This window comes from Roseburia sp. OM02-15 (assembly GCF_003481835.1).
GTDB classification, from domain to species: Bacteria; Bacillota; Clostridia; order Lachnospirales; family Lachnospiraceae; genus Eubacterium_I; species Eubacterium_I ramulus_A.
In genome coordinates, this window is record NZ_QULX01000001.1 from 234,461 (window position 1) to 250,323 (window position 15,863).

Annotated in this window: 8 protein-coding genes; all 8 read left to right on the forward strand. The window is 43.9% G+C overall.

Features of this window, described 5'->3' with window-relative positions; translation table 11 throughout:
* Positions 1 to 356 precede the first annotated feature (356 nt).
* Positions 357 to 1,631 carry an MFS transporter gene (locus DXB15_RS01150; protein ID WP_109215079.1) on the forward strand — a complete coding sequence of 425 codons (1,275 nt, stop codon included), beginning with the start codon at positions 357 to 359 and terminating at the stop codon, positions 1,629 to 1,631.
* Between the two features lie 475 nt (positions 1,632 to 2,106).
* Complete coding sequence (locus DXB15_RS01155) at positions 2,107 to 2,457, forward strand: Hpt domain-containing protein (RefSeq protein WP_109215080.1); 351 nt, start codon at positions 2,107 to 2,109, stop codon at positions 2,455 to 2,457.
* 278 nt (positions 2,458 to 2,735) lie between these two features.
* The gene (locus DXB15_RS01160) at positions 2,736 to 4,679 is read left to right on the forward strand and encodes a diguanylate cyclase (RefSeq protein ID WP_243115573.1); all 1,944 of its coding nucleotides are present in this window, start codon (positions 2,736 to 2,738) and stop codon (positions 4,677 to 4,679) included.
* 201 nt (positions 4,680 to 4,880) lie between these two features.
* Positions 4,881 to 6,599, forward strand: a complete 1,719-nt coding sequence (locus DXB15_RS01165) for an ATP-binding protein (protein ID WP_118701781.1) — start codon at positions 4,881 to 4,883, stop codon at positions 6,597 to 6,599.
* A 256-nt stretch (positions 6,600 to 6,855) separates the two neighbouring features.
* A complete protein-coding gene (locus tag DXB15_RS01170) occupies positions 6,856 to 11,373 on the forward strand; it encodes a leucine-rich repeat domain-containing protein (RefSeq protein WP_118701782.1) in 4,518 nt (1,505 codons plus the stop codon).
* A complete protein-coding gene (locus tag DXB15_RS01175; RefSeq protein ID WP_118701783.1) occupies positions 11,370 to 12,305 on the forward strand; it encodes an AAA family ATPase in 936 nt (311 codons plus the stop codon). The genes DXB15_RS01170 and DXB15_RS01175 overlap by 4 nt, the downstream gene beginning before the upstream one ends.
* 5 nt (positions 12,306 to 12,310) lie before the next feature.
* Positions 12,311 to 13,510: a DUF58 domain-containing protein gene (locus DXB15_RS01180; protein WP_158582165.1), complete on the forward strand. Its 1,200-nt coding sequence runs from the start codon at positions 12,311 to 12,313 to the stop codon at positions 13,508 to 13,510.
* A gap of 15 nt (positions 13,511 to 13,525) precedes the next feature.
* Positions 13,526 to 15,853 (forward strand): transglutaminase-like domain-containing protein, encoded by a 2,328-nt coding sequence (locus DXB15_RS17155; protein ID WP_243115574.1) that lies wholly within the window; start codon positions 13,526 to 13,528, stop codon positions 15,851 to 15,853.
* Positions 15,854 to 15,863: the final 10 nt, after the last annotated feature.

A 15,863-nucleotide genomic window follows, 5' to 3' on the forward strand; every position in this document is an offset into this window, starting at 1 on the left:
TATAATGAAGAGAACGGCAATTTTTTAATAACAAAAATGGATTAACAAAAACGGCGATTTTAGAAAAAAATGTTGAAATCTGGAAAATGCCGGAAAAAAATGCAGAGTTAAATTTGTATAACGCATAACACTAATGCACAAAACGGATAAGTGAAAACTCTTTGTGCAAATTGCATATAAAAGAGAAGGACGGACTGCTCTGGTTTGGTGAAAATAGATTGACTTTAAGAAATTCTTAAGCTAAAATACGGGTATCGCATTCGAAACTACCCCATGGACGTGACGGACAAATGTCTGTAGGGAGTAAGGTTTTGAAGGTAACATATGGTTTAATGGTATTATAGGAGGAAGTTGAAATGAACAACAAAAAGACCAGTAGCTGGAACCTCGGTGTAAAAGGCTACATCGTAGTTATTCTGGCGTTCTTCTCATGTTATGTGTATTCCGCACTGACATCAGATTCCCTGAACGTAACACGTGACATTTTCGTTAATGTTTTGAAACTCAATCAGGGTGCTATTTATGCAATGTCAACTATTGCAGTACCGTTTGGTATCGTTGGAAGTATTATTCTTGGTCGTCTGATCAATAAGCATTCAATCCGTCTTTACTGGGGATTAAGTATGATCATCACTGCTGTATTTACAGTAGCAATCGGTCAGATGCACAACACAGTAGGTGTTGTTGTATGTTATGTAGTAATCTACACATTCTCCCTTGCATCTGCTATGCTGCTTGCAGGTGAGATCATCGGACACTGGTTCCCGACAAAACGTGGTGTAGCCATGGGTCTGTGTACAGCTGGTTATCCGTTATCTGCAGCTACAACATCTGCAGTAGCAGGTAAGTTTGCTGAAAGTGCTGGATATTCCATGTACTATGTAGCAATCGCAGTTATTGCAATTATCGTTGGTATCGTAGTAATCCTTTTCGTTCGTGATTTCCCGGAAGAAAAAGGTGGATACCCGGATAACAACCCTGCATTCGATGGTGAGAAAGCAAAAGCTGAGCATCAGGCGGCTCTTGAGTATCTGAAAACATCCAAATGGACAGCTGGTAAATGTCTGAAAACAGGACGTATGTGGGTTCTCTGGATCGCAGTTGGTATCACAGGATTCATGTCCATGGGTATCATGTCAAACTTCGTAACAAAATTTATGGTTATGGGATATGAGCTTCCGAACGTACTTCAGATGCTTGGTATCGCAGGTGTGCTTGCTATCCCGGGATCTATTGTAGTAGGTTGGTTAGACGTTAAGATTGGTACAAAGAAAACCGGTATCCTGATCAACGCTATGGCACTTGTAGCAGTTCTTTGCTGCTTAACACATGTAACTGTATTACATTATATCTCCCTTCCGATCCTTGCTGTAATGTTAGGTGGATCTTCCAACTTAATGGTATCCTGTACAGCAGCTATCTGGGGACGTTATGATTTCAAAAATGCATTTTCAGTTATCCAGCCGCTGAACTCTGTTATGACAGGTGTTGGTATCACTGTAGTATCTGCCTGCAACAGCATTGACAAGACATGTCAGCTTGCTTACATCATCATGGCAATTATGGCAGTAGTTGGTCTGATCGCTATGTGTGCATTAAAAGTAGAGCCGATCGACAAAGACGTTCGCTAATCAGCAGAACATAAATTAGAAAAAATATTGTTTTAGTCATATTCCCTGAATTATTACAATAGGACTGCCGGACGAAGATGTTTCGCCCGGCAGTTTTTTGCTTGATAGGAAATGATACTGAAAATTCTATTGATAAAAAATAAAAGCAGAAAATAGGCATTTTATGTATACAAAGGACAATAATTAAACATGGAAAAATTTGCATAAAAAACCAAAAAGTTGTTACGTTTTACTTGTGATTCCATGTGCAATCCTCTATAATAGTTCTATATGGTAAAATGCAGGTTGCAGTATAAGGTCAAATAACACGGCAGCAAAAGGAATGACAGAACGGTAGATTAGGGCAGCAGGATAAAATACTGAAAAGAGAATTATTTGATTACAACATATCGTGAAACCACGCGTCCCTATGCGTGGCTTTTTGCATTTTATAAAGATTTATATGGATTTATAAGGTTCGATACAGGAGGACAAAATGAGTATCAAAGAGTGTTATGACAAAATGGGTGCAGATTTTGATGAGGTAATGCAGCGTCTTGGAAGTGAGAGTTTTATTAAGCGTTTTGCCGTAAAGTTTCTGGATGATTCCAGTTATCAGATGATTCTGGACGGAATTGAGGCAAAAGATGCAGAACTGGCTTTCCGTGGAGCGCATACATTGAAAGGTGTCTGCTCTAATCTTGGATTTACAAAACTGTTTGAGGAGAGTTCAAAACTGACAGAGATTTTACGAGGAAGAGAACTGGTCGGTTATGAGGAAGCACTGGCAGAAGTGGAAAAACAGTATCAGATTACGGTAGATGCGATCAAGGCACTTGACGCGTAAGGAAACATACTGCAAAAGATGAGATCAATGGTATATCAGATGGGAGATGACTCCACCTCTATAGGTGGTGAGAAACAAGTTAGTATCAGTGGTGGGAGCCAATCCCCCATCTGATATAGCCTCCGGCAGGATTACAGAGGTGCGCAGTTGAAGTATGTCATGCAATTGCATGACGCGCACCTCGCAACAAGAATGCCGGAGCATTCTTGAATTTGGATAAAATGCTATATCTTATCAATAAAATCAGGAATGATTAAAGGAGTGCTATGATAAAGGGTATGAGTATGACTTGGGAGCAGGCACAGGCAGAAATTGACCTGTTCAGAAAAATATTTGAAGAAGTACGTCTGCTGAGTGCAGAGGAAGTTGGCAGCAACGAGGCAATTGAGTCAGAGGAAGAAAAACTGACGCAGATGTGTCAATGCAAATCCTGTTCCGAACAGGCGCGCAGTGAACACGGATGTATCGCAGCAAAGGTGCTTGTGGAAAAGAATCAGAAAACCAAACTGGAATATATCGGAAGTGATCTGTATGAGATCGTTGCCCGGTATGTGGAAATTGACGGCAAACCATATGTAATGGAGATGGCGCATCAGGTGGAGGAAGAATTGATCATTGAACGGGAAGGAATCGACCTGTCCGGAAATGTCAAGGATTCTCTGTTTGACAAGCTGTATATTGATGCGCTTTCGGGTGCTTACAATCGACGGTATTTTGAAGATTGTGTGCGAAATAAGATTGTCAATGCCGGCATTGCCATGTTGGATCTGGATGATTTTAAAGTGAGCAACGACACATACGGACATGATCTGGGTGATCGTTTACTTCATCTGGTTTCTTACACTATTATGGGTCTGATTCGTAAGACGGATGCGCTGATTCGTTACGGCGGAGATGAATTTTTACTGGTCATGCCAAATGTCTCAGAAGAAGATTTTGAGAAAAAATTGGAAGAAATTCAGTATCAGATTCATATGATACAGATTCCGGACAGCAGAGGTGTCTTTCTGTCCGTCAGTATCGGTGCTGTGATTGCAAGAAAACAGACCGTGGAAAAAGCAATGTCCCGGGCAGATAAGGTGATGTACATTGCAAAGAAACAGAAAAATTCCATTGTGACTGAGTGGGATAGAGATCGTCATCCCACGGACTGGAAGAAGCATTACAGTGACGGTACAAAGCAGAAAATTCTGATTGTGGACGATTCGGAAATGAACCGTGCGATTCTCTATGAAATGTTGCATGACGATTTTGAAATTCTGGAAGCAGAAAGCGGGGAGCTGTGTATCGATATGATGAAACAGTATGGCAGAGATATTTCTCTGTTGCTGCTGGATATTGTCATGCCGGGAATGGACGGCTTTGCGGTGTTAGAGCAGATGAACCACCAAAAATGGATCGAAGATACACCGGTTATTATGATCTCCAGTGAAAATTCTGCAGCATATATCAGAAAAGCCTATGACATGGGCGTTTCTGACTTTATCAATCGACCGTTTGATGCCAATGTAGTTATCCGACGTGTATACAATACCATTAAATTATATGCAAAACAGCGCCGTCTGACCACGATCCTGACAGAACAGATCAAGGCGAAGGAGCAGAGCCGCAAGATCATGGTGGCAATTTTGAGCCATATCGTAGAGTTTCGTAATGGAGAGAGTGGTCTACATGTACAGCATATCAATGTGCTGGTAAAAATGTTGTTGGAGCGTTTGCGGCAAGTGACCGATAAGTATCATATTTCCTGGTTAGAGCAGGATATCATTGTGATGGCATCGTCGCTGCATGATATTGGAAAAATCGGTATCGACGATAAAATTTTGAATAAAAGAGGCAAACTGACTGCGGAAGAATTTGAGATCATGAAGACACATACGCTGATTGGTGCGTCCATTCTGGAAGATCTGGAATGGTATCAGGAGGAACCGTTGGTGAAAATGGCATATTCGATCTGTCGCTGGCATCATGAACGCTATGACGGCAAAGGATATCCGGATGGTCTGAAGGGAGAGGAGATTCCGATTGCTGCTCAGGTGGTTTCCCTGGCAGATGTGTACGATGCGCTTGTGAGCAAACGTGTATACAAGGAAGGTTATTCCCATGAAAAGACAATAGAGATGATCCTGAATGGAGAGTGTGGTAATTTTAATCCGATACTGATTGAGTGTCTGAAGGATATACAGTCAGATATACCTGACGAAGTCTATCGGGGGGGGTAAAATCCTGCTAGGTGCATGATTATCGGAAAGAAATATTGAGAAAGTCAAATTTGGAGAAAAAGAACTGTCTGCGTATGAAAAACATGCGCTGGCAAGCTTTTATCATAAAATGGTTACATTGTGTTATGAAAGCAGTAACCGGTGGTGGAAATTAATGATGCGTTATTATTATTGTTTTGAATTGTCAGGGGGACATGAGTTGTGGTAACTGGAATCGCAGGTGTACTGACCGTGATCGGCGAACATTTCTGGCTGGTTGTGATCGCATGTATTGAAGTGGCAGTGGCATTTATTTTGCTTGGAACTGCTTACAAACGAAAAAAATACAGAAATGACCGGTCAGGCGGAGCGCAGATCGAAGGTGTGGAGCGAGACTTTTTAGAAGCCTGCAATGACTGGAGAAATGAGGCGTGCATTATGGTTCGCCGGGAGGATCTCCTGCCGGTTTATGCTACAGACAGTTTTTATGACATGCTTGGTCTGAATCTGCGGATGCTGCAGGAGGATATTCGAAATATCGGACTTAATATGGCAGATCCGGAGGATGAGAAAAGGCTCTGGAAAAAGTATGAACAGTGGGATGGCAAAGAACCGTTGGAAGAATCGGTCAAATGGAATACCGGAAAATGGCTGCTGCTTGGATTTCGACGGACAGAGGATGGTGTCTATGATCTGATGTCTGTGTATGAAATCACACAGTTACATGAGAAGATTCTGCAATACGAAGATCGTCTGGATGCAGCAGAAGAAGCAAGTCAGTCCAAGACAAGTTTCCTGTACCGGATGTCCCATGAGATCCGTACCCCGATGAATGGTATCATGGGTATGCTCCGGCTGGCAAAAGAGAAAATGGAACCACAGGCTCCGCCTATGCAGTATCTGGACAAGACCGAAGAACTGGCAGGACATTTGCTGGCACTGATCAATGACATTCTGGATATGTCACGTATTGAGGCAGGCAAGGTAGAGCTGGAGCACAAACCGTTCAGTTTGAATCGTATGCGTGAGCGCCTGTACGATATGTTTGCCAAGAACCTGGAAGCAAGAAATATCCGTTATGCGGTTAATTTTGAAGATATTACAGTGGATTATGTGGTTGGTGATGAACTGCGTCTGGATCAGGTGATCATCAACTTCCTTTCCAATGCCGTAAAATTCACCTCCGAAGGTGAGATCATCGTCACCTTCCGTCAGATGATGATCCAGGAACAGACACTGGATCTGATGATCAGCGTGCGTGATACCGGTATTGGTATGGATCCAAGTTATGTACAGCGTATTTTCCGCCCGTTTGATCAGGAACATTCTGACACGGTGAAGAAGTACGGTGGAACCGGTCTGGGTATGGCGATCACTGACCAGATCGTAAAACTGATGGGTGGTGAGATCGTCATTCATACGGCATCGGGAAAAGGAACCGATTTTTCTGTGTTTCTGCACTTACCGATCGCAGATGAAGCAAGTATTCAGGAAGCTGCAAAAATCGAGGAGCGTCAGGAGGAAGAAGTATCCGGAGAATCTGTATTCTATGGAAGACGGATTCTGCTGGCAGAGGATAATGAGATCAATGCCATGGTTGCAGAGGAAATCCTTGGCGGTTTCGGCGCGCAGGTGGATGTGGCAGAAAATGGTCAACTTGCGGTACAGATGTTTGAAGAAAAACCAGAAAATTACTATGATTTCATATTAATGGATATACAGATGCCGGTCATGGACGGAAGGGAAGCAACAGAAACAATCCGTCAGCTGAATCGTCCGGATGCGCAGACCGTATTGATCTTTGGTCTGTCTGCAGATGCGTTTGTGGAGGATGAGCGTAAATCAATTGCATGTGGCATGAATGGTCACTATGCAAAACCGATTGATTTTGAAGCATTACAGCGAAATATCGGCAGTTTTTTGAATGTTCAGAAAAAATAAATGAGTGATAAAAAATAGACAAGCGACAGAGAAAAAGGAAGTTACATCAGCTGGGAGATGACTCCCACCTCTATAGGTGGTGAGAAACAAGCTAGTATCAGTGGTGGGAGCCAATCCCCCATCTGATATAGCCTCCGGCAGGATTACAGAGGTGCGCAGTTGAAGTATGTCATGCAATTGCATGACGCGCACCTCGCAACAAGAATGCCGGAGCATTCTTGAAAGATTATGCGCAAGAGAAAAGTGGGTATAATAGATGAAAAATAGAAATAAAAAAGCGGGTGTGGCGATCGCTGCTGCTTCTGTGATCACGGCAGGTGCGGTAACGGTGGCAGTTGCCTACCAGAGCGGGGTGAATTTTCAACCAAAAGATTCCAACCGTAAGCTTCAGAATAATCAGGTCGTTTTTTCCGATAACAAGGATCAGGTAGAGCATACCGAGGATGATAACGGCGATAACAGTGAACTCTGGGAAAAAAATCAGAATGATCAGCAGGACAACAATCAGGAAAATGCAAACCAGTCGGACTATCTCTTCCAGAAAGATCTGCAGAATGGTCGTGCGACAGCTGTAACCGTTGGCGTGAACAGTGGCGATGCCAGTGGAAATAACGATCAGTTCACCGGTACACAGAATGGAACTGGCAGTCAGAATGGCGGGGTCTATAATCTGACAGATGATACTTCCAATGCAGATATCATTATCAACGGCAACGGAACCGGGCAGATCACGGATCCGAATGGAAATGGTGCCAGTAATGGCAGTGGAAATAACCAGAACAGCACGAATGGAAATGGGAGCAGCAATAATTCCGGCTCTGATACAAATAAAACACCGTCCACAGATGACAAAAATAATGGGAATAACAATTCTGACAACAATAACAGTGGTTCCAGTACCAAAAGACCGTCTGCAACCGCAAAAGATCCCGAAGTAAAGAAAGAATGGAACAACCGGGTAGATGGTGTTATTGATCATCCTTATCCGGATGATGGCATTTCAGATGTTACCGAAGATGAAGATGGTGACTATGCAGGTGTAGTAATCTGTCAGCGTTGGGATGCGGATGCCGTTTATATGTATAAAGGACAGACGATTGACCAGACGCTGATATATAATTCGCTGGATACGTTCGTATATTCCAATGACCGGGAAAATCGCTATGTCTGGGGAGAAAGTGCTCTGAATCAGTTTATCCGGATTGATGCGGTATCTTTTGATGGCGGTACAACCTGGAAAGATCAATTTCCACTGACGATTCCGACCACGGTGACGGATGATACCATGATTATCAAGGTGTCTTATCGACTGACCAAAAATAAACCATGGGTAGAGCGCCAGGTGCCGTATGGTTTAAAAGCAAATCGTGTCTTTGTACTTTCCAAAGAAATTCAGGAAGAAAATTCTGTGATCGATACAGATACGATTCTGAATTATGATCAAAATCCGGAGGTAGGCTCCATTGTGAATCTGTATCGGTTTCAGTGGGACTATCTGGGAACCGAACCGTTAACAACATTGTTCCCTGGATGGATGGAAGATGGAAAACTGGTTTCGTGGTTATATACTTCCACAGAGGGACGACATATCCTTGAACCGGCAGAGAACGTACCACTCAGCAGTGAATATACGGTTCAGCTTAATGTGTTCTGGATGACAGATGACGGGAAAATTGATCCATCTGGAAACAGTCTGACTTATTTGCAGACACTGACAGGTATTTCAAATAAAGCTGTTAAACGAATGAAGGATGGTACGATTCTTGACCGAATGCAATATGATGAATTGACTGTGCCGGAATATATTCAGGCAGTGTCGATTGACGAATCCACAGATCTGGATGTTGACTATTTGAAAATCCCGGATACGGTAATATATCTTGCTGACAGCAGTAAAGGATTACATGTCAACCGTGGCTATCTGGTAGATGAGGATAATCCGGTTTATCAGTCCACAGACGCGGGTGTGTTGCTGAACAAAGAAGCTACGGAAATCCTTGGAATTCCTTACAAATTAAAGAAACTGACAATTCCTGCGGCGATTACCAATATAAACCTGAATGCAGATAATCAGATATCCGAGATTCATATTGAGGCAGAGACGCTGGATGGTGTACCGTCACTCAGTTATGAAAATATTAATCACTGTAAACTGGTAGTACCGGAGTCTTATATGGAGGAGTTTCTGGAGGAGAATAATGCAAATATCCGCTATGGAACCGGAAACAGTGTGGCATCTGCGGATGATCCGTCCGTTACATACACGATGAAAAGTGGTGTTGTTATAAGCAGTAAAGGTGAAATACGCAGAATCGTTTCAAAAAATAATACATCCGTTACATTGCCAAATACTGCAAAACAGATTGAAAAAGATGCTTTTTCCAAAGGAACAGGTATTGAGACACTGATTTTGCCTAAAAATGGAACAACACTTCATCTGGAAGAAGGATGCTTAAATGACAGTGATGTAACTGTTATCTGGTGTTATTCCAAGAAGCAGTATGATACAGTAAAAGAAGAACTGGCTGATTCCGGAACGGATAAGGATGTTTCCGTAGAACTGCTACAGAAATCAGCAGAGGGTTACTATTACAGAATATCAGATGCGGGCATTACGCTGATGAGTGTGCCGGAGAATCTTACCTCTTTTGATGGCACAATGACAGCAGAGGATGGAACTTCGCTTGAAATCAATGCCATTGCAGAGCAGGCTTTTTCTGACTGTCAGGATCTGGAATGGGTAACACTTCCGGAAAGTATCAAGAAGATTGGTTACAATGCTTTTGAAGATTGTGTTGAGTTGCAGGGAATTTTAATTAATTCTACCGATACGATCACAATTGGAAATGAGGCGTTTTGCGGATGTGACAGTCTGCGATTTGTGGCATCCAATGCGATGGAAGGCATCATGGAAGATGATTACGCGCCGCTGATTTCTGACAGTTATTCGATTAATACCGGACTGTATTATTTTTATACGCCGACGGATTCTACCGGTTACTTTGACGGGCATCTTTCTTTTACGGCAGCATCAGGGGTAGCCTCTTATGGTCTGGTGGATATTGGTGGAGATGCCAGAATGTTATATGGTTTGGATAGTAATGGATCTCCATGGATTGGCCTGCGGTCAGGCGGAGAAGTGTCAGATCAGGTGACATTGCCGGAGAGCACCACGGAGCTGTTTCACTATGCGCTGGCGGATACGAAAAGTCCATCCGGAAGTTATTCTGTAAACTGGGATGATATGTTGGGACTGCACTGGCTGGATCCGGGTGCATTCCGCAATTCAGATCTGGGTGGAAGTATCACTTTGTCAGGAACCTTTTTCTATCTGGATAACGATGCATTTACCAGTTGTAATTCCATTACAGATTTCACGGTAGATGCCAGTGTTTATCTGGGAGAGGGTGTATTTCAAGATTGTAAAAATATGACAAACGTGTCGCTTGGTGAGTTCCTTGACAATTCCGCAGTTTATTTCGGATTATTTACCGGATGTGACAGTCTGCGGGATATATACTTTAACAGCGAATCAGCCCCGAAGCTGATGCTTTATGGAACGAGGGAATATCAGTTTAATTATGGCTGGACAGAGGAAGAAGAACTGGAAAAATTACGGATTCATGTGCCGGAGAGTTCAAAGGAAATGTATATACGTGACTGGCGCTATGCTTTTGCCGGTTATATTGATTATCCGAATAAGTCTGCATACGATCGAATGTGGGAAGATATTCGATGGCAGCATATAAACTGGGATACCTGGGAGTTCCCGTCAGATGAAGAAGTAGATGCTTATGTGGCAGAAGCATTGCTGAAAGCAGAGAACCGTGCACGAAAAGCATTAGGAATGGAGGAGGTATCCAGATTATCAGAATGGTATGAGTATACGGTTGACAGCTATGGATTTGTCACATTGACCGGAGTGCCGTCATATTGTACGGAAGCAACGCTGGATGCAGAAACAATCGGACTGGCATCCGGAGGATATCTGGATAATATTGGAACGGGTGCTTTTTCCAAGGCGAAAAATCTGCAGAAAGTAGTAATTCCAAATGGTCTGTCTGCTATTTACAGCAATGCCTTTGCCGGTGTGGAGAGCGACAGCGTTACGCTGGTATTTGAAGGCTGGGCGCCGAATTTGTTCCGAAGCGATGATGATATCCTTAATGGAGTGCCGTTCTCCTTTGGAATCGATGACAGCCGCATTCATATTCAGGTACCGGAAGGCTGGGAAGACTTTTATATTAGTATGTGGGAGTACATTTTTGCCGGCTATGATACTGCGGAAGATATGTGGGCAGGAGTTGAGGCAGATCTGGCAGAACAGAATGGTACAGAACCGACGAATGAGGAGATTTTGACAGAAGTGAACAAGCGTCTGGTAGTATCCCATAACCGTATCCGTGCCATGATGGGACTGGACCCGGAGCAGGTAGAAGACAATACTTCGGATGGCTCCGGAGAGACAACGGATACTGATCCAGATGGTACGACGGAAGGAACCACAGAGGAAAATACCAATACGGATGTTTCTGGCAATACAGTTTATGAAAATTCCAATATATGGATGGTAAATACAGGAATCGGAAATCTGGATACCGCCGCTTCTGAAAATACAGATGCGGACCGTACAGATTCCGACCATGAAGATGCAGACAGTGCAGAGTCAGAAGATACATCTGCAGACAAGGATAAGAAAAAGAGTGAGGATGCAGATGTAGCGACAAAAGATACAGATGCGGCGATCCCGGAACAGGAGGATACACAGGAATGATCGTGGAACAGTCAAAACAGATCGTAGAAGAGATCAGTAAGGCTTTTATCGGTAAAACAGAGATCATTGAAAAAGTACTTATGACAATCTATGCAGGAGGACATGTACTGCTGGAGGATGCTCCGGGTGTCGGAAAGACAACACTGGCACTGGCATTTTCCAAAGTGCTTGGACTCAGCAATAAACGTATTCAGTTTACAACAGATACACTGCCGTCAGATATTACCGGTTTTACGATGTTTAACCGTCAGACGAATGAATTTGAATACCGGGAAGGAGCTGCAAACTGTCAGCTTCTTCTGGCAGATGAGATCAACCGTACTTCACCGAAGACGCAGTCAGCGCTTCTGGAGGTTATGGAAGAAAATACCATCAGTATCGATGGTGAGACACATGTGCTGCCACTGCCGTTTATCTGTATCGCAACACAGAACCCGTTGGGATTCTCCGGAACACAGCCGTTGCCGGAGTCACAGTTAGACCGTTTTATGGTATGTCTGTCCATCGGTTATCCGACGCTTGAGAGCCAGATGCAGATCATTACCGCGCAGCGTTATCACAATCCGCTGCTGGATATCAAACCGGTGACAAATGCACAGAACGTACTGGAAGTGCAGAACTATCTGTCTTCTGTAGAGATAAAAGACAGCGTACTGCGTTATGCGATCCGTCTGTGTGAGGAGACCAGACGTCATCCGCTGATCGAACTTGGTATCTCTCCGCGTGGTGTTTCTGCACTTGTTAAAATGGCGCGGGCAAATGCGCTGATCCGGGAGCGTAATTATGTGATTCCGGAAGATGTACAGAGTGTATTCTGTGATGTATGTGCACACCGTCTGGTGTTGCGTCCACAGGCGCAGGTAGAAGGCGTTCAGGCAAAAGATATTCTGGGAGAAATTCTGCTGAAACTCAGACCTGGAACAGAGGAGTAAAGGATATGAACAAAAACAGGATCGGCTATCTTGTCCTGATGGCGTGTCTGGCAGTGCTTGTTTTCTTATTTAGTAATCGGTTCCTGTTATTTCTGCTGATCATGATGGTGGTGCTTGCCGTGCTGATGGCTGTATTGAGCCGTGTAGATGCCAGAAATATGATGGTGGATATGGAAATTGTTTCCGGAACACAGGAAGGAAAAGACCTGAAAGTAAAGGTAAAGATGTATTCCAGATTCCCTCTGTATGCAGCACGTAGTATTCTGATGGGCGTGGATATTGAAAATACCATGTTTTGCAGTACAGAACGCAAATATTATTTCATGTATTTGTCCGGTAAATCCAGGGAAGTGGAGCTGACCATTCCGGCGCGGCGCTGTGGGGAAGTGAAGATACAGTGTGCAGAGATTTTACTGCAGGATCTGTTAAAATTATTTCGAAGGAAAATTCGTCCCTTTGAGACGGTACAGACCATCGTATATCCGCGTTCCGTGAACGTGCATGTGGAAATGTCCCGGGCAACCATTGGAGCACCCCGTGAAGAAGGGCGCATGCAGAACCGGAAAGGAAATGATCCAAGTGAGATGTTTGATATCCGGGAATATGTGCCGGGAGACGATATCCGTTTGGTACACTGGAAGCTTTCCAGCAAGACAGAGAATCTCATTTTGCGGGAAGCCAGCGATCCGTCTCATTACAATATGGTACTTTTACCGGATCTGGGACGTAAAGTTATGAATATAGAAGCAGCAGACGAACATGGAGAACCGCAGGAAAATCCTGTAGAAGAAATCAATACAGCTGTAGCATTTGGTACTGCGATCGGAGAACAGTTATTGCGGCTTGGATGTGCATTCTGTATGGCGGTTCCGGGTAAAAATGGTCTGCAGCTTTGTGAAGTGCGGGATCGACGGGATCTGCAGCGGATGCTGATGTTGTGGATGAGCAGTCCGATTCCAGAGTACAGTGGACAGGCGCTGCAATATTTTATCACAGAGCATCTGGAAGAATATTTTACACGGTTACTGATCCTGTCTGCAGGCGTATATCAGCAAAATCTGCATACGTTAAGTGGTCAGATTGGAACCACCGTGGTCAGTGCCAGAGCAGATCTGGATACAGTGATCAGCAGCGTGAGTGGAAGCTGTGAAATGATCGATATACCGGTAGATAAGACAGAAGAAATGTACCGGATTATTTGTTAAGGATAATAGATTACTATGAAACGTACGAAAAAACAGTTTACCGTTGATCGGATTGTACCGGATAGTGAGGGAAAATTACATATTAAAGTAGGAATCCACCTTCTTTTGAGCCTCTGTCTGTGCCTTGGCAGTCTGAGTGTACTGCATGCAGAGGGGAATGAGTATCCGTCGATATCGGCAATGGTATATTTGCTGATGATCGCCACACTGGTCTGCTGTGTGTTGTCACAGAGAAAGAGAGAAAAACAGTGGATGAAGGTATTCTACTATGGAGGACCATGGCTTCTGGTACTGATCCTGACCGGTTTTCACGGATATTGGACCGGTGCCAAAAGTTGGATCAACATGATCCTTATGTACTGGAATGAAGTACACGATGGTGGTGTGGCACTGCTTTCCGTTTCGCAGGAAAATGCGGCAATGCAGTCATTTACACTGTTGATGGTCATTTTCTGTGCACAGTTTTGCTGGTGGATGGTAAAAGACCGTAAAGTGATCTGTGGCATTGGATACAGTATGGCATGGACGATGCTTGCATTGATGACAGGTATGTTTCAACCATATATGGGCATGCTGTTTTTGATCGGATTAGCCGGATTATTTCTGGCAATTCAGGGCGGTTACGTTACTGCCAGAAATCTGTTCTGTTTTGTAGTGGTGTCGGTGATTGTCGTGATCGGTGGTCTGACGCTTCCACAGGAAAATCTGGATTCTGTGACACAGGCAAGACAACAGTGGAAGGAACAGATCCGAACCTGGCGTTACGGTGAGGATTCTCTGCCGGAGGGAGATCTCAGACAGGCAGCTTCCTTGCAGAAAAATTCGAATGAGATGCTCCAGGTTCAGACAGGGCAGCAGAAAATGCTCTATCTGCGAGGCTTTGTAGGCGAAGTATATCAGAATGGAGTATGGCATGAACTGCCTTCTTATACGTATGGCAATGAAAATGCCGGAATCATGAAATGGTTTTTACAGCAGGGATTTCACCCACAGATGCAGGTGGCAGAATATTATGCACTCTGCTCCGAGGACAACCAGCCGGAAGAAAATGAGCTGAGTATTTCGGTGACAGACGCTTCCCGATATTATTTCTATCTGCCAGTCAGCATGGAGGAAGTAAACGGTTCCAATTATAAAGAGAAACGTTCTTCCCGACTGTTTAGTACCGGTTGGCGTGGAGCTGGTTCTTATTCCGGAACAGAACTGTCCGGTTCCAGACCGGCAGAGCTGACAGTGGCAGAGGACTGGGTAAGCGATCCGACCACAGAGGCGCAGAAACAGTATTGCCAAACGGAATCAGTGTATCGTGATTTTGTATATGAGAATTATACACAGACAGATGCAGATACGGTGAAATTGATGAATGAAATTTTCTGGGATGATTATGATCCGGAAAGCGATGGTATCTACAGTGCCTTAAGTCAGGTACGAACGGTGTTAAATAATAACGTGAAATATGTGGAAAAACCGATGGCAGCACCGGAAAGTTATGATCCGATCCGCTATTTCCTGACAAAATCCAGACAGGGAAATTCGATGTTGTATGCATCCGCAGCAGTAGAGTCACTGCGGGTACATGGAATTCCGGCGCGTTATGTAGAAGGGTATTTTGTATCAGAGGAACAGTCCGCAGCAAACGGCGGAAAGGTATTTCTGACCGGCAAAGATGCACATGCATGGGTAGAAGTTTATTTTGACGGAATCGGCTGGCTTCCGGTAGATGTGACACCGGGATATTATTTCGATTCTGTATCATTACAGCAGATGGTAAGTCTGCCGGATACCGTTCAGAAAAATGCGGTGTTAAGCAACAATGGCTATGATACAAACATTGTGAAAAATTCCGGTAATCAGGGTTCAAAAGCACCGGAAATCCTGAAAAAAGTATTTAATGTGGCAGCCATCTGTCTTGGGATTGTTGGTTTGCTGGTGATCCTGCTTACTGCTATCTTTGTTGTATTAGAGATTTTAAGAATACTGGCAGAATACATCTGGAAACAGCATGAAAGCTATTTTTCAGACAGCGAGCGGATTGGATACAAGACGAAGAAAATTTATCATTTGCTTGCGATCCGTGGAATTGATGCAAGTCTTGGATGGAATATGGAAGATACCGATACCGCGATTGCAGATACTTTTTCTGAGACCAGTCCGGGAGAGTACAAACGTGTCTGTGTTCTTTTGGAAAAGGCAGCATACGGAGGCATGATCCTCAAGCAGTTTGAGGAGCGTACGGTAGACGCATTTTTGACAAAAATTTCAGAAGTAGACAAAAAAAGTAACTGGCGGATCCGTCTGCGTCTGCGCTATGATGCGGTCTACTGTCTGCGTCATTATAAATAAACAGACCGAA

Bases quoted from the DNA above. Each gene is read 5' to 3' on its own strand.
- DXB15_RS01160 (WP_243115573.1), top strand. From the start codon at position 2,736: ATGAGTATGACTTGGGAGCAGGCACAGGCAGAAATTGACCTGTTCAGA.
- DXB15_RS01180 (WP_158582165.1), top strand. From the start codon at position 12,311: ATGAACAAAAACAGGATCGGCTATCTTGTCCTGATGGCGTGTCTGGCA.
- DXB15_RS01155 (WP_109215080.1), top strand. From the start codon at position 2,107: ATGAGTATCAAAGAGTGTTATGACAAAATGGGTGCAGATTTTGATGAG.
- DXB15_RS17155 (WP_243115574.1), top strand. From the start codon at position 13,526: ATGAAACGTACGAAAAAACAGTTTACCGTTGATCGGATTGTACCGGAT.
- DXB15_RS01170 (WP_118701782.1), top strand. From the start codon at position 6,856: ATGAAAAATAGAAATAAAAAAGCGGGTGTGGCGATCGCTGCTGCTTCT.
- DXB15_RS01175 (WP_118701783.1), top strand. From the start codon at position 11,370: ATGATCGTGGAACAGTCAAAACAGATCGTAGAAGAGATCAGTAAGGCT.
- DXB15_RS01150 (WP_109215079.1), top strand. From the start codon at position 357: ATGAACAACAAAAAGACCAGTAGCTGGAACCTCGGTGTAAAAGGCTAC.